This window comes from Salinicola sp. MIT1003, from assembly GCF_001858555.1.
Lineage (GTDB): Bacteria > Pseudomonadota > Gammaproteobacteria > Pseudomonadales > Halomonadaceae > Salinicola > Salinicola salarius.
On the sequence record NZ_MCAP01000007.1, the window covers coordinates 91,427 to 109,343 of the forward strand.

21 protein-coding genes and 1 pseudogene are annotated in these 17,917 nt (G+C 56.6%); 6 read left to right on the top strand and 16 right to left on the bottom strand.

Features of this window, described 5'->3' with window-relative positions; genetic code table 11:
• Window positions 1-20: 20 nt before the first annotated feature.
• From BC443_RS03770 to BC443_RS03780, 3 genes are read left to right on the top strand one after another with little or no spacing between them, the layout of a single operon-like run.
• Window positions 21-893, top strand: a complete 873-nt coding sequence (locus tag BC443_RS03770) for an enoyl-CoA hydratase/isomerase family protein (RefSeq protein WP_071230508.1) — start codon at window positions 21-23, stop codon at window positions 891-893.
• A complete protein-coding gene (locus BC443_RS03775) occupies window positions 890-2,980 on the top strand; it encodes an acetyl/propionyl/methylcrotonyl-CoA carboxylase subunit alpha (RefSeq protein ID WP_071230509.1) in 2,091 nt (696 codons plus the stop codon). Before BC443_RS03770 ends, BC443_RS03775 begins: the two co-directional genes overlap by 4 nt.
• A complete protein-coding gene (locus BC443_RS03780) occupies window positions 2,981-3,892 on the top strand; it encodes a hydroxymethylglutaryl-CoA lyase (protein WP_071230510.1) in 912 nt (303 codons plus the stop codon). It abuts the gene before it with no gap.
• Window positions 3,893-3,983: 91 nt separating this feature from the next.
• Here the strand turns inward: BC443_RS03780 and BC443_RS03785 are convergent, their stop codons facing one another.
• From BC443_RS03785 to BC443_RS18100, 9 genes are all read right to left on the bottom strand, one after another.
• Window positions 3,984-4,247: a Txe/YoeB family addiction module toxin gene (locus BC443_RS03785; protein ID WP_071230511.1), complete on the bottom strand. Its 264-nt coding sequence runs from the start codon at window positions 4,245-4,247 to the stop codon at window positions 3,984-3,986.
• On the bottom strand, window positions 4,244-4,486 hold the full coding sequence (locus BC443_RS03790) for a type II toxin-antitoxin system Phd/YefM family antitoxin (RefSeq protein ID WP_009722422.1): 243 nt from the start codon (window positions 4,484-4,486) through the stop codon (window positions 4,244-4,246). The genes BC443_RS03785 and BC443_RS03790 overlap by 4 nt, the downstream gene beginning before the upstream one ends.
• 337 nt (window positions 4,487-4,823) lie before the next feature.
• Entirely contained in the window at window positions 4,824-5,795 is a 972-nt protein-coding gene (locus BC443_RS03795; protein WP_071230513.1) for a hypothetical protein, read from the bottom strand.
• Window positions 5,796-6,145: 350 nt separating this feature from the next.
• Complete coding sequence (locus BC443_RS18880) at window positions 6,146-6,352, bottom strand: hypothetical protein (protein ID WP_210766238.1); 207 nt, start codon at window positions 6,350-6,352, stop codon at window positions 6,146-6,148.
• 106 nt (window positions 6,353-6,458) lie between these two features.
• Window positions 6,459-7,133 carry a Shedu anti-phage system protein SduA domain-containing protein gene (locus BC443_RS18095; protein WP_210766239.1) on the bottom strand — a complete coding sequence of 225 codons (675 nt, stop codon included), beginning with the start codon at window positions 7,131-7,133 and terminating at the stop codon, window positions 6,459-6,461.
• Window positions 7,134-7,539: 406 nt separating this feature from the next.
• Window positions 7,540-8,352, bottom strand: a complete 813-nt coding sequence (locus BC443_RS18440; protein ID WP_139284235.1) for an SEC-C metal-binding domain-containing protein — start codon at window positions 8,350-8,352, stop codon at window positions 7,540-7,542.
• Window positions 8,342-8,830: a hypothetical protein gene (locus BC443_RS18445; protein ID WP_139284236.1), complete on the bottom strand. Its 489-nt coding sequence runs from the start codon at window positions 8,828-8,830 to the stop codon at window positions 8,342-8,344. Before BC443_RS18445 ends, BC443_RS18440 begins: the two co-directional genes overlap by 11 nt.
• Before the next feature lie 516 nt (window positions 8,831-9,346).
• The gene (locus tag BC443_RS03800) at window positions 9,347-10,297 is read right to left on the bottom strand and encodes an IS481 family transposase (RefSeq protein WP_071230514.1); all 951 of its coding nucleotides are present in this window, start codon (window positions 10,295-10,297) and stop codon (window positions 9,347-9,349) included.
• A gap of 179 nt (window positions 10,298-10,476) precedes the next feature.
• Window positions 10,477-10,776, bottom strand: a complete 300-nt coding sequence (locus BC443_RS18100) for a MerR family DNA-binding protein (RefSeq protein ID WP_247643213.1) — start codon at window positions 10,774-10,776, stop codon at window positions 10,477-10,479.
• A 48-nt stretch (window positions 10,777-10,824) separates the two neighbouring features.
• Here BC443_RS18100 and BC443_RS03810 point away from each other — a divergent pair, with 48 nt between their 5' ends.
• Both BC443_RS03810 and BC443_RS03815 read left to right on the top strand, forming a co-directional pair.
• Window positions 10,825-11,136, top strand: a complete 312-nt coding sequence (locus BC443_RS03810; protein ID WP_071230515.1) for a BrnT family toxin — start codon at window positions 10,825-10,827, stop codon at window positions 11,134-11,136.
• Window positions 11,111-11,383, top strand: a complete 273-nt coding sequence (locus BC443_RS03815) for a BrnA antitoxin family protein (RefSeq protein WP_071230516.1) — start codon at window positions 11,111-11,113, stop codon at window positions 11,381-11,383. The genes BC443_RS03810 and BC443_RS03815 overlap by 26 nt, the downstream gene beginning before the upstream one ends.
• Before the next feature lie 27 nt (window positions 11,384-11,410).
• Here BC443_RS03815 and BC443_RS03820 read toward each other — a convergent pair whose 3' ends face one another.
• From BC443_RS03820 to pdxY, 3 genes are all read right to left on the bottom strand, one after another.
• Entirely contained in the window at window positions 11,411-11,812 is a 402-nt protein-coding gene (locus BC443_RS03820) for a MerR family DNA-binding transcriptional regulator (protein ID WP_071230517.1), read from the bottom strand.
• A 172-nt stretch (window positions 11,813-11,984) separates the two neighbouring features.
• A complete protein-coding gene (locus BC443_RS03825; protein ID WP_071230518.1) occupies window positions 11,985-12,872 on the bottom strand; it encodes a DUF72 domain-containing protein in 888 nt (295 codons plus the stop codon).
• Window positions 12,853-13,725: a pyridoxal kinase PdxY gene (gene pdxY, locus BC443_RS03830; protein WP_071230519.1), complete on the bottom strand. Its 873-nt coding sequence runs from the start codon at window positions 13,723-13,725 to the stop codon at window positions 12,853-12,855. Before pdxY ends, BC443_RS03825 begins: the two co-directional genes overlap by 20 nt.
• Window positions 13,726-13,907: 182 nt before the next feature.
• Here pdxY and BC443_RS03835 point away from each other — a divergent pair, with 182 nt between their 5' ends.
• Window positions 13,908-15,038: an MltA domain-containing protein gene (locus tag BC443_RS03835; protein ID WP_071230520.1), complete on the top strand. Its 1,131-nt coding sequence runs from the start codon at window positions 13,908-13,910 to the stop codon at window positions 15,036-15,038.
• Window positions 15,039-15,186: 148 nt separating this feature from the next.
• Here the strand turns inward: BC443_RS03835 and BC443_RS03840 are convergent, their stop codons facing one another.
• The 4 genes and pseudogenes from BC443_RS03840 to BC443_RS19030 form a co-directional block, all read right to left on the bottom strand.
• Entirely contained in the window at window positions 15,187-16,338 is a 1,152-nt protein-coding gene (locus tag BC443_RS03840; RefSeq protein ID WP_071230521.1) for a DUF3618 domain-containing protein, read from the bottom strand.
• On the bottom strand, window positions 16,335-16,763 hold the full coding sequence (locus BC443_RS03845) for a phage holin family protein (RefSeq protein WP_071230522.1): 429 nt from the start codon (window positions 16,761-16,763) through the stop codon (window positions 16,335-16,337). Before BC443_RS03845 ends, BC443_RS03840 begins: the two co-directional genes overlap by 4 nt.
• A 249-nt stretch (window positions 16,764-17,012) precedes the next feature.
• Window positions 17,013-17,663 (bottom strand): hypothetical protein, encoded by a 651-nt coding sequence (locus BC443_RS03850; RefSeq protein ID WP_139284237.1) that lies wholly within the window; start codon window positions 17,661-17,663, stop codon window positions 17,013-17,015.
• Window positions 17,664-17,812: 149 nt separating this feature from the next.
• Window positions 17,813-17,917: pseudogene (locus BC443_RS19030) on the bottom strand (IS481 family transposase); the annotation flags it as partial.

Below are 17,917 nucleotides of genomic sequence, written 5' to 3' on the forward strand. Positions count from 1 at the left end.
CATGATCATGAGAGGCCGCCATGGCAGCCATATCCGATAGCTTCACTCGTTTGACCATCGACGCCCGCGGCGTCGCGCGGCTGACTCTGGATCGGCCAGAGGTCCACAACGCTTTCGACGATGCGTTGATCGGCGAGCTCAACGCCCATCTGGCAAAGCTGCACGTGCTGGCGGAACGCGGCGAGGTGCGGCTGGTGGTGCTGGCTTCAAACGGCAAGCACTTCTCCGCCGGCGCCGACCTGCACTGGATGAAGCGCATGGTCGACTACGGCTTCGACGACAATCTGGCCGATTCCCGCGAGTTGGCGCGACTGATGCAGCAGCTGGACGAGCTGCCCTGCCCGACCCTGTGCCGCGTGCAGGGTGCGGCTTACGGCGGCGCGGTGGGGCTCGCCGCCTGCTGCGATGTGGTGATCGCCGCCGACAGGGCCAAGTTCTGCCTCTCCGAAGTGCGTATCGGCCTCTCGCCGGCAGTGATCAGCCCCTACGTGCAACGCGCCATCGGCCCCCGCCAGATGCGCCGCTACGCGCTGACCGCCGAGGTGATCGACGCCGCCACCGCGCAGGCGTTGGGGCTGGTTCACGAGGTCGTCGGTGCCGACGCGAATCCCGACGCACTGGATGGCCGCATCGACCAGATGATCGACCAACTGCTCGCCGCCTCGCCCCAGGCCCAGCGCACCACCAAGGCCCTGCTCGCCGAGGTGGCCCGCGAGCCCGACAGCGACGCCACCCGCGAGAGCACCTGCCGCACCATCAGCGAGCTGCGGGTCAGCCGCGAAGGGCAGGAAGGTCTGGCCGCCTTCTTCGACAAGCGCCCGCCGGCCTGGCAAAGCGCGGGTGGCACCAACGGGAATAAAGACGGCAATACGGATAAGGAACCGCGCTCATGAGCCTGACCAACGCACCTCGCCCGCTACGTTCGGTGCTGATCGCCAATCGCGGCGAGATCGCCTGCCGCGTGATGCGCTCCGCCCGCCGCCTGGGACTTCGCACCATCGCCGTCTATTCCGATGCCGACGCCAACGCACTCCACGTGCGCGAGGCCGACGAGGCCGTGCGTCTCGGCCCGGCGCCCGCGCGGGAGAGCTATCTCGATATCGACAAGGTCATCCAGGCCGCCCGGCGTAGCGGCGCCGACGCCATTCATCCGGGTTACGGGTTTCTCTCCGAAAACGCCGAGTTCGTCGCCGCCTGCGAGGACGCCGGCATCGTGTTCGTCGGCCCGCCGGCCAGCGCCATCGCCGCCATGGGCGACAAGGCATCGGCCAAGGCGCGCATGTTTAATGCTGGTGTGCCGCTGGTGCCCGGCTACCACGGCGAGGCGCAGAACGATGCCCTGCTGAGGGAGGAAGCCGGAAAGATCGGCTACCCGGTGCTGCTGAAAGCCAGCGCTGGCGGCGGTGGCAAGGGCATGCGCGTGGTCGAATCCGACCGCGAGTTCCAGGCCGCGCTCGACGGCTGCCGCCGGGAGTCCCGCGCCGCGTTTGGTGACGAACGGATGCTGATCGAGAAGTACCTGACCCAGCCGCGCCATGTCGAAGTGCAGGTGTTCTGCGACAGCCAGGGTAACGGCGTCTACCTGTTCGAGCGCGACTGCAGCGTGCAGCGCCGCCACCAGAAGGTGCTGGAAGAAGCCCCGGCGCCCAACCTGCCCCCCGCACTGCGCAAGGCGATGGGCGAAGCTGCCGTCCGCGCCGCCCAGGAGATCGGCTACGTCGGCGCCGGGACGGTGGAGTTTCTGCTGGATGCCGCCTCTGAAACCTCTTCGAGCGAAGCGGCGTATTTCTACTTCATGGAGATGAACACCCGGCTGCAGGTCGAGCACCCGGTGACCGAGATGATCACAGGCGAGGATCTGGTCGAGTGGCAACTGCGCGTCGCCGCTGGCCTCTCGCTGCCCAAGGCCCAGGACGCGCTGACGTTGACCGGCCACGCCATCGAAGCGCGGCTCTACGCCGAAGACCCGGACAACGACTTTCTGCCCGCCACCGGCACGCTCGAACGCTTCGGACTTGACCTGAACGCCGGCGGTCTTGCGCCGGATTGCGTACGCCTGGATAGCGGCGTCGAAGCCGGCGATGACGTCTCGATGCACTACGACCCGATGCTGGCCAAGCTGATCGTCCACGGCGAGGATCGCGGCCAGGCCCTGGCGGAGATAGATCGTGCGCTGGCGGCGCTGGATGTCTCCGGCGTGACCACCAATCGCCGTTTTCTGCAGCGCCTGGTGACGCACCCGGATTTCATCGCCGCCCGGCTCGACACCCGCTTTATCGAACACCACCACGATGATCTGTTCGCGAGTGAACCGGTCACCGATGAGGACATCGCTCGCGCTGCGCTGGTGGCACTCGACCGGCTGTATCGAGCCAGCGATGAACGTTCTCCGTGGGAGCGCGGTGACGGCTGGCGACTCAACGCCCCGCAGCACGTTCGACTGGCGTTTGCCGAGGCCGAAGGCGCGCCACCGATCCCTGTGATCGCCACCCGATCCGCACCGCACGACTCCTGGCATCTGGCCGTGAATCGGAATGGAGAAGAGCCGGATCACTACGAGGGGAAGTTGCAGCGGCTCGACGGCGACGCCGTGGCGATCACACTAGATGGGCATCGCCGGCGCCTGCTGGCGCGCACCGATCCCGCTCTGGATGGCGAAACGATCATCCTCACCGCCGCCGGCTTCGAATCCCGCCTGATCTGGCGGCGCTCGGATCGGGTCGATCACCTATCGCATGAGGTCGAGGCCAAACTGACCGCCCCCATGCACGGCACCGTGGTGGCGCTGCTGGTCGAACCCGGCCAACCGGTCGAGAAAGGCACGCCGCTGGTGGTGGTGGAAGCGATGAAGATGGAGCACACCCTGAGCGCCCCCGCCGCCGGCGCGGTGGAAGCGTTTCACTTCAAGGTGGGCGATGCGGTGGCGCAGGGGGATGAGCTGTTACGCTTCCAGGATGCATCCCTTGAGGAGAGCGCATAAATGAGCATGCCGAAGCGGGTGAGTATCGTCGAGGTCGGCCCGCGGGACGGGCTGCAGAACGAAGCCGAACCCATCGCCACGGCCGCCAAGCTGGAACTGATCGACCGGCTCGGCGCGGCAGGGCTAAAACGGATCGAAGCGGCGAGTTTCGTCTCGCCCAAGTGGGTACCGCAGATGGCGGATCACCGCGAGGTAATGACCGGCATTCGACGCCGGCCGGGCGTGGTCTACTCCGCGCTCACGCCGAACCTGAAAGGGCTGGAAGCCGCGCTGGCGTGCGGCGTCGAGGAAGTTGCCGTTTTCGCGGCGGCGAGCGAAGCGTTCTCGCAAAAGAACATCAACTGCTCCATTGCCGAATCGCTGGACCGCTTCGCCCCGGTGATCGAACGCGCCCGGGACTCAAACGTGCGCGTGCGCGGCTATGTCTCCTGCGTGCTCGGCTGCCCCTACGAAGGCGAGGTCGCCCCCGCCCGGGTCGCCGAGGTTTCGAAGGCGCTGCATGAGATGGGCTGCTACGAGATCTCGCTCGGCGACACCATCGGCGTCGGCACGCCGCTCAAGGCCAGGCGCCTGCTCGAAGCCGTGACCAAAGAGATCCCCATCGATCACCTCGCCGCCCACTTCCATGACACCTACGGCCAGGCACTCGCCAACCTCTACGCCGTGCTCGAGGAAGGCATCGGCGTGATCGACAGCGCCGTCGCCGGACTCGGCGGCTGTCCCTACGCCAAGGGCGCCACCGGCAACGTCGCCACCGAAGACGTGATCTATCTGCTCAACGGCCTGGGTATCGAGACCGGCGTGGATCTGGATAAGTTGGCAGAGACAGGGGTGTGGATAACACAGACCATCGGCAAGCCGAATCGGTCGAAGGTGGGTGTGGCGCTGGCGGCAAACAGCTCATCGCATTAGCTTGGCTCGTGTATCTACGAAGCCGTGCTCAGACGCGAGATTGGCACCCAAGCGGTGGAGAAATTGCCAGACAACCGCGACTGGTCATGAATTATTCGTAGTGGCTCCAGAGTCTGAGAACCTTCACCACCCGCTCGTCTTCAATCACTTGATAGACCAGACGATGTTGGATATTGATGCGGCGTGAATAGGCCCCGGTGAGATCACCAATGAGCTTCTCAAACGGAGGTGGCTTGCGGTAAGGGTCTTCCGCAATCAGCGCCAGCAATTCCTGGGCTTTTGGCTTGAGACCGCTGGAGGCCAGTTTCTTCGCGTCTTTCTGGGCTTGCTTGGTGTAAACCAACCTCCATGTCACCAGTCCAGCTCCTCATCGCATTCATCCACGGAGGTATCCATCCCCTCTCGAATCGACTCCCGCATACCAGGAACGGAGAGCAGGTAAAGTGTTTCCTGAATGGCCGACCAGTCTTCTTCGGAGACCAGAACCGCTTTGTTCCGCTTACCCATGATGACGATGGGTTGATGGGATTCGGCGGTTTCATCGATCAACCGATAGAGATTGCTACGCGCCTCAGTGGCTGTGATTCCGGTCATGACGCATCTCCTGCTTGTTCAACTGATATCAATGTACGCCTTTAGGTACGTACGTCAAGACGAACGACACGCATCAGCCGACCGCCAGCGATGGCACAAGCTGTACTGGCCCGGCGGATTCATTGGCAGTGGTCTCGGTGATAAAGCGCGGCGCGAACCTGGACGAGCTGGAGCCGATAGGGGTGTGGATAACACAGACCATCGGCAAGCCGAATCGGTCGAAGGTGGGTGTGGCGCTGGCGGCGAAGTGATCGCTTGCAGCATGCGCGCCTACGTAAGGAAGCCGAAAGCGTAATGTAGTGGGCGTCGCTGTAGGGCGTCGCGGTGCCTGCACTGGTTAGATTTCTTGTTTACCGTCTCCGAATAGGTCTGATTGGGAGGCTCGCAATTTCTGCGCATGCTTATAACTTTTTCCTTGCGGAGTCTCGATCGATTGCCTTTCGTCATATTTACGAATTACAGTTGTCACAACATAGGCGGTTATCTCAACCTCACCAACCTCATCTAGCTTTCTAAAAATATTGAGAACACACTCCAAAAACGTACCATGTTGAAAGGTGACGTCTTCCCTTAAAACTTGGTGCTGAAAAGCTGCATCCTGCATTGTGAAGCCAATAACCCGATCATCATAAATCCCTTTCCACTTGTACCGTCCCTTTCTCAACACAGGGCTTACAACTTCGATATTGGCGTTCTCGATAATTAACGGCTTTATCGAATACGAAGTCAGTACGAAATCTTGGAATCGCTCCTTGGGAACATTTCTTTCTGAAGCAAAAGGTTTGAGATTTTGATCTAGCGGTGAAATTCCGATTGATTTTACGGCATCATGACCACTTAAGCTTTTGTAGAAGTTTGACCTTCTGACAACTACCTTAGGTTCTTTTTTCAATAAGTGAACAATATTGTCTCGTGTAGCATTCTCAGTTATGGTCTCCACTTCACGTAATTCTTGGCGCAGCTTTTCAATTTGGAGTCTTTTTTCTTCAATACTAAGCTCTGTTAACTCCTTGCTGAGCGCCTCTTCCTCTGATTCGTATATCTGTGGTGCAAGGGAGACAAGAATAGCTACAACGGAGAGAACAACACCCAACTGCCCCGAATTCTCTCCGGCCCATTTCCAAATTTCTCTCAAGCCACCTTCTGCAAGCGCTTGAGCATCGATCTGTACGGGCAATCCAAGAGTAGAGGCAACTTCATGAAAAATAGAGAGTAATTCAGCCTCGCAGCGATTACGAAGAACAGCATCCATGGAGTGCTCGCCATCTTCCAAATAATAATGGAGCTCGATCCCTCCGATTGAAGTCATGCTAGTCTCCTTAAATCTAACGCCGCGATCTGCGGCGGCAATTTTGTCCCAGTGCCTGTGCTTGTTACATTTTGTCCTGTGGGACGGCCATATGCACCTCCATATGGCGCATTTGCATTACGTTGAGCTTCTCCGTTTTGTACTTTTCTCAAGGTAATTCAATACTTCATTCGGCTTGCTACGATCCACTTCACCATCAACCAAAAAAGCACAGCCTTTCTTTTCTTCATGTATCGGATCTCTGACACCAACTGGCATAGATTAGACTAACATCGACGCTTTTAATTGGTCATATCGAGGGGAATGATCGTTTACGCAGAGAGTAGCCTCACCTTTACGGCCGGTGACCATTACAGCATCTTTGAATCCCGATACTTAAATGCCTCCTCTTTTGCTTCTCCAAGTGCTGGATTTGCCTCTTTCTCTTTAACCTCTACCAAGTATTCGTTCGTTCCGTCACGCACAAGAAAACCGGGCGTTCTTTTATCCGACTCAGATATTTCTTCGACTTGAAAATACTCTTCCAATATTCGGTTTACTAATGTCTCAGTGCCCATAGGTATCTTTTGAAATGTAACCCCTCAATCAGAGGCAAAAAATAGTTGTTTAAAATTAGCGACGCAGGAGCAAAATCAACTGTTTTTGTTCTGCTGAATTGACTTGTTAGCATCCTTTGCCCAGTATTCGATTAGCTCGTTCTATAACATGGTCAAACGTCATAACTGTTAAATTATGATAACTACTATTTAAAACTCTAAACGCTTCTTGTTGCGCTTGATTCCAGTCATTGGAACGCCCAAATATTAAGGTACAACGAGGCTTAATGGTTTTGATATTACCAACACGTTCAAAGAACTTCATATCATTAGCCCGTAGTTCAACTTCATGAATGTAACTAATAGATTGAGTGATTGCTTTTACAAGATCCGAGTGTGGATAGTAATTATCATGATCTAATGAGGACGCCCAAAATCTCAAACCGCCTTCTGGTCTTTTAATTTCTATAATGTCTAAAAAGCCATCGTAGCTTTGCATTAGAAAATCTGAAATATTTTGCGTATCAATAACTCTTTCATCTAGCACTTTAACGAAGTCACTACCTAATACCCAACTATTTTTTTCAAACCAATTTTGCCATCTATTTTCAGTAAAGTCAGATTCTAATAGATAATAAAACTCATCTACAGCTTTCATTTTCCTTGCATGAGACAAACCAATTTCTAGATCTTCAGGAATTACATCATTTTTTAATAAGAACTGAAGCAATCCTTTCTTATCAGGCAAGTTTAATAGTTGCTTTATTTGCTCTGCATTGGATAGATCAAAAGGATTATCCAAGGGGAGGAATGCTTTAGTTCCTTCTTTGAAAGGTTCGTAATATGTTGATATGAATTCAATTAAATTTTGGAATTCTTCGCCATCTAAAGTTAGTTCACTTTTAGGGCTATCCAGCTCTAAAGTTTCAGTTTCACTCCAATTTCTAGGTTTGTTATAACGACCTAACTTTAGATAAACTTCATCCTCAGAGTTTGTGTGGGGGATTTTCCAAAAAATAGCACGAGTTAAAACCCTAGGTTTATTTCGTATTATTGAACTAATCTATCCTTGACGCTTGCCACGGAATTTCCTTTTGAACACTAGTCTACTAACGCCAGCTTAAGCGATGAGTGAACGTGTGCCATGTTTGAGCTAAGCGAGTTCAGCACACGTTTGCGAATCCGGCTAAAATCTTTTGTTAGCCATTTTAATAGGGGAAAGTGATAGCCTCAGCATCACTTGGTAACGGTTTTGAAAAAATAAAGTCTACGTGTGGTATTTCAACATATCCTTTATCCATACAACACGCTCCAAATGTTTCCCCACTTTTACAAGGGCACTTATCATCTTTTGATACATTACTGAATCGTTCAATAGGAAATCGCATTTTAGTCCAATTGATATCCCAATCTTCAAACGCATGATCTAAATAACTCACTAAACGCTCTATAAGCGTAAAATCCAGTGTTGAATCATCATGCATCACTGAGTACTTTTGAACAGGTCTAGTAACGATAGATATCTCAAGCATCTCCATATCATGTACTTCGTGGAGACATAACTCCCCATTATATACTTTACCCTTCTTATGCTCGCATCGTGATCTTGGACTAAATTTATGACCACAAATGCTACAAGAGTAATAACCTACTTTAAATCCGGGACTGCAAAACACGCAGTAAGGATAAAGAGATTGAAACTTATTGATTTTGTTTTTAATAAAATTCAATCTTGAGGTGTCTAAGTACTCTAGCGTAGAGTTGTTACTAATAAAGCCATATTTTATTTCGCACTGCTCCAGTTCATCCCATGCTTGCCTATAGTTTTTTGCCTTTAAATCATGGAATACTTTAATAAATAAAATATTTAACTCTAAAGCCTCTAGCTCTCGCCAACAATTATTGGCCTTTTCTTCGTCACCGTTGCTGGCGGCGGCCTGTTTTTCTGATTTAAGTGACTCTAGAACTTGATTTATCTGAGGTTTTTTAGTGTCTTCTATGGTTATTAATTTAATTTTCATCGCCCAAGCTCTTTACGGCATCTATAGCTTTGCTTAAGTTTTCAACTTTCCCATTAAAATCGACAGCAGTTGTTTTTCCTTCTTTATTTTCAACCATGAATTTCAATGCGACATTACCATCATCTTTTGCTTTTAACTTGTCGTAGATATATGAAGAAATCACACCACAAAAAACTGGTACGACAACGCTTTGAATTATGAATGTACCAAGCCAAATTTCCGCACCATGTAAACCAAGCTCTTTGTATTCATCATCAGATGCATAGATATCCGTATTTACGCCATTTTCATTTAAGAAATCAAAAGTATCTAATGTCCCCGCATAATATGCATCATCATGTCCGTGTGAAGGAAGAATGATTACACTTTTTTCATTTAGAGTATTGGCTATTTCAACTGGCGCATTGTCAATTAATTTCTTAAATGTCACACTTGATTCTTCAACGGTAAATATCTCTTTCTTGTCCAAGATACTCATTACGATTTCCTATTGATGATGTATGCAATTTACAGAAGACAGCTAACAGGTATTAGATAGCGCGCTCGTTTTAAGACTTGAACGAGCGCGCTTTCAACAATCTCGTCTAGCACGCTCTTTTACGCCTAACCCATTGTTTTTAAATAATACAAAGAACAATCCGTCGCATCATGAAGGATTCGCGTTCTTGCATGTTTTGCTGGATCTAATACAGCAGTCTGTGGAGGAGCGCATGGACACAACTATCGACCGCCAAAAACTGACGAAGCGCGTAAACGCCATCATGCGGGTGAAACGGTATAGCTGACCGCCTGACCGGGAGGTGGGTAGCCCTATAAATAAATAGAGGCCTGACGGCTAAACAGGCACGCTACCGCCCGCCATGCAGCATGATGCGGGTTCACACCATCTCTGCGGCAGTTCCTAAGCCTTTTTGACCAAGTAACCCATCTGTTGTGACGTCTCGTTCACAGTAACCAAGCGTTACATGGTGAGCAATGCCAACGAAAGCATCACCTAGGTGTGTAAACCCACCAGGTTGTTCACGGAAAGGCCCAGCCGACTAACCGGAGGACAGTAATCCAGGCTGGCATGCGGCCGATGCCAGTTGTACTGGTGAAGCCAGGCAGGTAGGTGCCTGCCTCGCTCCTCCGAGCTCGCGTATGACCGAGCGTAGGCCCACTCACGCAGCGCTGTCTGGATGAACCGCTCGGCCTTGCCGTTGGTGCGTGGGCTGTACGGCCTGGTCCGGCGGTGCTCCAGCCTCAGCCGCCGGCATAGACGCTGGAAGCGACGGGAGCGATAGCAGGCGCCGTTGTCGGTGAGCACCCGGGTAAAGCGGATCCCCAGGCTGGCGTAGTAGCGCACTGTCTGCAGCAGGGCCAGGCAGGCACTCCAGCCTGTTTCGTCGGGATGAAGGCTACTGAAGGCCAGTCGCGAGTGATCGTCGATGGCCACATGGACATATTCCCACCCCGCCTTCGGCGTGTTCTGCTGGCGATCGCCGGTTACGCGATGCCCCGGGCGCTCGAAGCGTCCCAGCTTCTTGATATCCAGGTGCAGGAGGTCTCCCGGCGCCTCGTGCTCATAGCGATTGTCGGGCCTTGCCGGTGACAGGGCAGCCAGCCGGTTCAGCCCCTTGCGCTTGAGAATCCTCGCCACCGTGCTCTGTCCGATCCCCAGCGCCTGGGCAATCTGGCGATAGGTTTGACGTCGCTGACGCCGTTCGATGAGCTGTTTGACGGTAGCGGCGTCTGTCGCCAGGGGGCTTCGTGAAGGGCGCGACGTGCGGTCTTGCAGACCGGCAACCCCTTCTTTGCGGAAACGATGAACCCACTTGTAGACCGTTCTCACGCTGACACCCTGGGCTTGAGCCACCTCCCTGGGCCGTAGCCCTTCATCAATGACACGGGCGGCCAGCAGGGCTCGACCATGCGGTGTGAGACGGGCATTCTTATGGGTGTTCATCCGGGCCTCCTGGAGGTTGGTTTGGGTCGCACCTCCAATTGTCCGGGTAGGCTTCGGATGAACAACCTACCGAGAGATCACACCTAGGCCGCCATGGTTCCGGCGCAGATTCGCTGTTTCGTCGAGAATCGACGAGAAAGGATGTGCTTCGCCTCATACCATGATGAGGCGCGCCATGCTCAGGAGCGCTGTTCCGCCGCCTTCAATTCCCCCAACGCACCCTTGCATCGCTCTTCGACCTGGTCGAGTTCGCGCTGCATGATGCGGATGTCTTCGAGCTGGCGTTCGAGGTTAGCGCGTTTGTCGGCGAGGATCTTGAGTAGGCGCTCGAGTTGGCGGACGCTGCCATCGTGGCGGGTGTCGTAAAGATCCAGCACTTCGCGGATCTCGATCAGGGAGAAGCCCAGGCGTTTGCCGCGCAGGGCGAGCTTGAGACGAACGCGGTCCTTCTCACAGTAACGCGGGTCTTGCCGCGCCACTCGAGGGCTCCACTTGCATGCTATGTATATTGTGGCAATATACAAAATATGATCGATTTGGCGCAGATAACCGGTTTCGACTGGGATAAGGGCAATGCCCGCAAAAGTGCGGATAAGCACGGCGTGCGCCAATCCGAGGCGGAACAGGTGTTTTTTAATCAGCCACTGCTACTGATCGAAGACATTAAGCACAGCCAGGATGAACCTCGATATCATGCCCTCGGCATCACGGACGATCATCGGCAGCTACACATCACGTTCACCTTACGCGCGGCCGGTACGCTGATCCGAGTTATCTCGGCCCGAGTCATGCACCGTAAGGAGCGGAGGATTTATGAGCAAAACCAAGACGACGCCTGAATTCAAGAGTGAAGCGGAAGAGCGCGCGTTCTGGGAAAGCCATGACTCCACGAACTATGTGGACTGGAACCAGGCCAAGCGTGCCGCGCTCCCCAACCTGAAGCCATCGACCAAGACGATCTCGCTGAGGCTGCCGGAATCGTTGCTGGATCGCATCAAGATCGAGGCCAACAAGCGAGACATGCCGTATCAGTCGCTGATCAAGGTCTGGCTGGCTGACGATGTCGAGGAAAATCGGCGGTCTTGATGGTGAACTTCCAGGTGTAAGCCATGCTCAAGGACGCGTTTCAGCCGCCTTCAACTCCCCCAACGCGCTTTTACACCGCTCTTCGACCTGGTCGAGTTCGCGCTGCATGACGCGGATGTCTTCGAGCTGGCGTTCGAGGTTGGCGCGTTTGTCGGCGAGGATCTCGAGCAGGCGCTCGAGTTGGCGGACGCTGCCGTCGTGGCGGGTGTCGTAAAGATCCAGCACTTCGCGGATCTCGATCAGCGAGAAACCCAGGCGCTTGCCGCGCAGGGCGAGCTTGAGGCGGACGCGGTCCTTCTCGTGGTAGACGCGGGTCTTGCCGCGCCGCTCGGGGGAGAGCAGGCCTTCCTGCTCGTAGAAACGGATGGTGCGGGTGGTCACATCGAAGTGTTGCGCAAGTTCGCCAATGGCGTAAGTCTGGCCGGACACGGCATTATTCTCTTTTCTGATTTTCCCCACCCTAGCGCTATTTGACCTTTACGTGAAGATCAACTTTATTCGCGGTTTTTGGCGGTCGTGAAGGTTGGCGACGGCGCGTGGCGAGATCCGGTTGGGAGCGAAACATACCGAACGGTTTATCAACAGCCTGTTTCAGATTTGGCTAAAACAGCGATTCCTGTCGCTCACCGGGAAACTCCGCCAACGGCGGCAATTCGATCCGTTCGGCGATCCGGTTGTAGAAGTTTCGTGCCAGTTCCGGCGCCTGTCGGTTATCCGGTGTATGCACAAAGAGAAAAGGGGTTTTCCCCTGTTTTATCCACAGGATGAGGCGTTCTATCCACGGTTCGAAACGGGCGTGATTAATGGATTCGTCGAAGTGCCCGATAAAGCGAATAACGGGATTGACCGCCGTGCAGAGCACGTGTAATGGGACTTTGGGCTTTTCGCCTTGCGCCTTGGCGAGCCGGTTGTCAAGTCTTGGGGGTGTGGCAAAGAGCGCACGCACGTCGAGCATTACACGATTGGCGTCTTGACTTATCAACAAGCGGTTGAATGCCTGTTCCGCGGCCCCTTTGTGGAAAAAATCACTATGCCGGACCTCGACTGCACGGGGTATCTCCCGTGGCCAGTGAGTGAGCAATCGCTCCAGCGCGGGCAGCTCTGCCTGGCCGAAATCCCGTGGTAGCTGAACCATGATCGGCCCTAGACGATCTTTCAACGGAGCGAGCCGTTCGATGAAGCGCTCGAACTCGTTATCGATATCGCGCAGGCGCTTGGCGTGGGTCAACTGGCTGGGCAGCTTGAAGCAGAAGCGGAAGGTCTCGGGAGCCTGTTCGGCCCAGGCGGCGACGGTTTCCGCCTTGGGAATGCCGCTATAGAAGGTGGTGTTGCCCTCCACGGCGTTGAACACGCTGGCGTAGTCGCGCAGGTCCACATCGCCATGGGCGGGCAGCAGGGAGCCTTGCCAGTCGGCGTTGGCCCACATTGCCATGCCCAGGTAGAGCGGCGGCTGGTGGGCCGTGGCGAGGTTATCTGAGACGTTCGGCATGAAGAGTGACGGTCGGCGAAACGATATCCTGCTGCGCGGCGATCACGGCCAGTTCGCGGGTGCCGGCGCGGCGGGTGTGTTCGAACAGCATCTGCACGGCGGCGGCGGTCTGTTCCAGGGCGCGGGCGGGGCCTTCTTCGGTAAGGCCGGCGCGCAGGCTTTGGGCAAGGAACATGGCGGCGGTGAAATCGCCGGCGCCGTTGGGCGGGATGGTGAAATCCACCTTGGGGGTGGCGATCCGCCAGCTGCCGCTTTCGGCATCGACCAGCATGCCGATATGGCCCTCGTCGTCCCCGGCGACTTCCAGCGAGGTGATCAACACGACCTTGGGGCCTTTGGCGCGCAGCGCGGCGGCGGCGGCGAGGGCGTCTTCCAACGTGTCGATCTCGCGACCGGCAAGAAAGGCGAGCTCGAACTGGTTGGGGGTGACGATATCGGCGCGGGCGATGGCGTGGTCGCGCATCCACTCGGGAATGCCCTCGCGCACGAAGAAGCCGCGGCCGATGTCGCCCATCACCGGGTCGCAGCAGTAGAGCGCTTCCGGGTTGGCCTGCTTGACGCGGTCGACGCTATCCAGCACGGCGCGGCCGATGCCTTCGTCGCCCATGTAGCCGGAAAGCACGGCATCGACGCCGTCGAGCCCGACCAGCGATTCGACGCCGTCCAGCACGTTTCTGAGGTGATCGGGGCTGAAGACATCGCCGGTGAAGGCGCCGTAGCCGGTGTGGTTGGAGAACTGGACGGTGTTGATGGCGGTGACTTCCAGCCCCAGCCGCTGCAGCGGGAACACTGCGGCACGATTGCCGACGTAGCCATAGGCGACGTGGCTCTGAATGGAGATGACGTGGGTCATGGGACGATCCTGCGGCGAAGGCAAAGGGCACAGTGTAATGCGCCGGCGAGCGAACTTGCAGGGATTTGGCGGATCGAACCGCCGACTCGACGCCACCGAGCGGCGGCGATATGCTCGCTTCAGTTTTCACTCGACGGTTTGTCACTCTTTCCGACTGCATCGTGTTCAAGGATCGAATCTGCATGCTCTCCAGCGTTCCGCGTCCGTTCGCGTCATCACGCCACTTCCCTTCGCTGCTGGCCTGTCTCTTTTTCGCCGTGCTCGTGGCCGGCTGTTCCAGCGGCCCGATGGTGACCACCGCCCCGAGCGGCAGCCCGGAGGCGCGGGTGGAGCAGCCGGCGCGCAAGACCAACTGGCACAACCTGCCGGGCTGGAGCCGTGACCAACCGATGGCGGCGTGGAGCGCATTCCGGGAGAGCTGCAAGCGGCTCGAGCGCAAGCCGGTATGGGCAGGCGTGTGCCGCGATTCGCAGTCGGTGGATCCGCTCAACGCCCAGGCGATTCAGAACTTCTTCGAATCCCGCTTCGTGCCCTACCGGGTGACCAACAGCGACGGCAGCGCCACCGGGCTGATCACCGGCTACTACGAGCCGATCCTGCGCGGTTCCCGCGTGCGTGGCGGGCCGTACCAGATACCGCTCTATCAGTATCCGAAGTACTGGAAGAAGCACACCCATGTCGGCCCCACTCGCGCCGAGCTGATGCGCAGCGGCGATCTCGATGGCACGGAGCTGGTGTGGGTCGACGATCCGGTGGAGGCGGCCTACCTGCAGATTCAGGGCTCCGGCCGCGTGGAGCTGACCGATGGCACCACCATGCGCGTGGCCTATGCCGGCACCAACAACCAGCCGTTCAAGTCTTTCGCCAAACGTTTGATCGACCGGGGCGAGATCACCCCGGCCCAGGCTACGCTGCCCGGCGTGCGTGACTGGGCGCGCCGGCATCCGGGCGAGGTCGAGGAGATGCTCAACGTCAACCCGCGCATGGTGTTCTTCCGCGAACTCAAGGGCAGCGAGGCCTTGGCCGATACCAGCGGCCCGGTGGGGGCACTGGGCGTGCCGTTGACCTCCGAGCGCAGCATCGCGGTCGATCCCGACGAGATCCCACTGGGCGCGCCGGTGTTCCTCTCCACGACCCAGCCGCTCTCCAACCAGCCGCTGCAGCGGCTGATGGTGGCGCAGGATACCGGCAGCGCGGTGAAGGGCGCGGTCAGGGCGGACTTCTACTGGGGTCACGGCGATGCCGCCGGGGAAGCCGCCAGCCGGATGAAGCAGCGCGGCGAGATGTGGGTATTGATGCCGAAAACGGACTGAAACCGGCGCGGAAATTTGCCGGCCTCAAGATCGCAAAAAACCGGGAGCCAATGGGCTCCCGGTTCCGGTTCTGCCGGCGCGTTCGGGGTTCATCGCCTCCTGGTTCAGGCGTGAGGCGCGCTCTGCCGAGTCGCTTCGAACTCGCGCATCAACGGTCGTTGCCGTCCGAGCGCGGATCGTCACTGTGCATTCCGCCACCCTTGAGGGGCGTGGGGCGAGGATTCGAATCGGTGGCTTCTTTCGCGGAGCCGGGCGTCGTGGCCGTGGGCGGCACGGCGGTCTGCCCCTTGTCGATCTCCTCCGCGGTGACGCCGGGCATGCCCGTCGCCGCCGAACCCAAGGTGCCGCGGGATCCGGACGTCTCGTGCGAGCTCGCTTCATGAGAGTTCGATCCGAGCGAACCCGCTCCGTGCGAGCCCGTTCCGGATGAACCCGTCTCGTGTGAGCCCATTCCTCCCTGGCTTCCACCCTGGTGCGAATCCTGACCGGCACCGCTCTGGTGTTCGGTCTTCTCGTGAACCTTGTCACGCGCTTCGTCGGCGTAGCGCTCGCCCTCACGGGAAGCACGGTCGATGGCCTTGTCACGCAGCCCGCCGAAGCGCTGATCCTCGGTACGGGTCGACGGCAGAATCCCGCCCAGCGCAGCACCAATGGCGATGCCGATCGCGCCGGCCATTACCGGATGATCCCTGACGAACTCCGCAGTCTGGTGACTGAAACTCTGCGCGCGATCGGAAGCGCTGTGCATGGCATCACGGGAACCGTGACCGAAGCGCGAGGCCTGGTCGTGCAGTCCGTGAGACATGGCGTGAGTGCGATCCTTCACGCTATCCGACATATGGCGCGCCTTGCCGCCAACACCAGCGGTGTGCCCCGAGGCGTGAGGCTGGGCTTGGGCGTAAGACTGATCGGTGCCCTGGCTGCCGTTCGGCATGCCGGATGTCAGGTCATCGGCCGCCATGGCTTCGCCGGCCGTCGACGTCGCATAGGGATCGTAACGGCGGTTGGGCATGTTCAATGACGAGGCGTGCTGGCCGCCGTTGCGCTGGGACCAGAAGAGCCAGCCGAGCCCGATGCTGGTGACGAGAAACGGCGTCGGGTTGTTCTTGATCGTGCTGCTCAGGTTGGACGCGAACTCGTTGGCGCCGCCGTGGCGAACGTAGTCGAAGGCGCTATTGACCAGCTTCTCGGGGGAGAAACGCTCTTCCATCTGCCCCAGCGTATCGTCGAGACGTTCACGATGCTGCTTGATGTCGGATTCGATCTCTTCGGGTTTGCGCTGTTCGTGTTGGTCGCTCATTTCAACTCCTCCTTGACCTGACCTTCATGCTTCTTCGCCATGTCCTGATCCTTCCTGAAACTGGCCATGGTGCGGTTGGGTGCCAGATTGGCGCTCTTCAGCTTCTTCTTGGCGCTCTGCAGCATGATGAAGCCGATGACGACCACGATGGCGCCGACGATCAGCGCGGAAAGCCAGGGCCGTTGCAGGAAGGTATCCAGCCCGAACACGGCCGCGGCCAGCAGGACGAGAAAGCCGCTCAGCAGTACGCCGCCCGCCACCGCCATCGAGGTGACGCTCGTCGTTACCTGCGACACCTTCTCCCGCATTTCCGCCTTGGCGAGTTCGACCTCATCGCGGACGAGCGCCGTCACTTCGTGCGTCAGGCTGGAAATCAGCGAGCCGAACGAGCCGCTTTCTCCCGAATTGCGATTATCAGTATCCATACTTAGCCTCCCTGGCTTTTGAAGGAATCAAGGCGTGTCGAATTGATTCTGCGTGCGCTCGTTCGAGGAGCGCTTTCCATGAATCGCTTTCCAAATGAAGCACTTCCAACGACGGTTTTCTGAGAATCACGTTCGATGGTTATCCATCGATGAAAGCCGCCATCGAGAACTATCGGCTGCCTGCCAACTTCAGGGTGATTTCAATTGCGCTAAAAGACGCTGCAATGCGTCGAAGTATTCATTCGGCAATCAATAAAGCCCTTTGTCGGCACGATCGCTCGAACGTATCGAGTCACTCGTAGTGGACATGCCGGCCGACGTGGTGCTCCCGCTGCCCTGCGGCGATGGCGTCTCGTCACGTTTCTGGGAGCTGTTCAAAAACCGCGCCAGCACGAACCCCGCCGCGACCGCGCCTCCCATGAAGAGTGCCGGCTGCTGGCGGCTGTAGTCCCGCACCTGCCCCATCAGCCCGTTCATGTCCTGGTTTCGCAAGCGCTCGGAAGCGGTATCGGTACAGTCGGCCATGCGCTTGGCATAACCCGACAGATAGCCCTGTTTTTGATCGTCCAACTCCTCCGCCATTTTGCGGAACGCAGAGGAAAGGCTCTTTGCCTGATCGGCGGCGACGCCCTTCTGCTGGTCGAAAACGCCCTCGGCCTTGTGCTGCGCTGTCTGCCGGATCTCGTCAGCCGTTTCGCGACCTTTCTCGCGCATGTCATCCTGCGGCGAACGATCGACAGAACCCGTCGTGGCGCCCGGCTCGCTACCCGATAAGGAAACACCGGATGCCGTGCGAGGGTTCGTCTGCTCTTCTGAATTGGCCATGACAGGTGACTCCCTGATTTGATCAAAGTTAAATAACATTTTAAACTTTGGCGCATTGAAAACGCGTACTTTCAAAGTAGTTCCCACCTACCCGGCGTCAATTAAATTATTAATGTCAAATGTAACTCGATCAAAAGGAGAAACTGCGTAGCCTATATTTATAAAAATCAAAGTTATTATTGCAATAAATATTAATCTTAATTAATGAACTGACCATTTTGTTTTTAACTGTCGGGTCCCGTGTGATTAACTACCCGCTTGGTAAATAAGTCAGGCCGTTTAGTCTGCCATTCTTTCATCATCGCAATAGGCGATTGATGGTGCAGTGC

Excerpts from the sequence above, each read along its gene's own strand:
- BC443_RS03795 (WP_071230513.1), bottom strand. The coding sequence starts at position 5,795 with ATGACTTCAATCGGAGGGATCGAGCTCCATTATTATTTGGAAGATGGC.
- BC443_RS03810 (WP_071230515.1), top strand. The coding sequence starts at position 10,825 with ATGATCGATTTGGCGCAGATAACCGGTTTCGACTGGGATAAGGGCAAT.
- BC443_RS03815 (WP_071230516.1), top strand. The coding sequence starts at position 11,111 with ATGAGCAAAACCAAGACGACGCCTGAATTCAAGAGTGAAGCGGAAGAG.
- BC443_RS03790 (WP_009722422.1), bottom strand. The coding sequence starts at position 4,486 with ATGACCGGAATCACAGCCACTGAGGCGCGTAGCAATCTCTATCGGTTG.
- BC443_RS03775 (WP_071230509.1), top strand. The coding sequence starts at position 890 with ATGAGCCTGACCAACGCACCTCGCCCGCTACGTTCGGTGCTGATCGCC.
- BC443_RS03770 (WP_071230508.1), top strand. The coding sequence starts at position 21 with ATGGCAGCCATATCCGATAGCTTCACTCGTTTGACCATCGACGCCCGC.
- BC443_RS03845 (WP_071230522.1), bottom strand. The coding sequence starts at position 16,763 with ATGGATACTGATAATCGCAATTCGGGAGAAAGCGGCTCGTTCGGCTCG.
- BC443_RS03800 (WP_071230514.1), bottom strand. The coding sequence starts at position 10,297 with ATGAACACCCATAAGAATGCCCGTCTCACACCGCATGGTCGAGCCCTG.
- BC443_RS03780 (WP_071230510.1), top strand. The coding sequence starts at position 2,981 with ATGAGCATGCCGAAGCGGGTGAGTATCGTCGAGGTCGGCCCGCGGGAC.
- BC443_RS03835 (WP_071230520.1), top strand. The coding sequence starts at position 13,908 with ATGCTCTCCAGCGTTCCGCGTCCGTTCGCGTCATCACGCCACTTCCCT.
- BC443_RS18440 (WP_139284235.1), bottom strand. The coding sequence starts at position 8,352 with ATGAAAATTAAATTAATAACCATAGAAGACACTAAAAAACCTCAGATA.
- BC443_RS03825 (WP_071230518.1), bottom strand. The coding sequence starts at position 12,872 with ATGCCGAACGTCTCAGATAACCTCGCCACGGCCCACCAGCCGCCGCTC.
- BC443_RS03840 (WP_071230521.1), bottom strand. The coding sequence starts at position 16,338 with ATGAGCGACCAACACGAACAGCGCAAACCCGAAGAGATCGAATCCGAC.
- BC443_RS18880 (WP_210766238.1), bottom strand. The coding sequence starts at position 6,352 with ATGGGCACTGAGACATTAGTAAACCGAATATTGGAAGAGTATTTTCAA.
- BC443_RS18445 (WP_139284236.1), bottom strand. The coding sequence starts at position 8,830 with ATGAGTATCTTGGACAAGAAAGAGATATTTACCGTTGAAGAATCAAGT.
- pdxY (WP_071230519.1), bottom strand. The coding sequence starts at position 13,725 with ATGACCCACGTCATCTCCATTCAGAGCCACGTCGCCTATGGCTACGTC.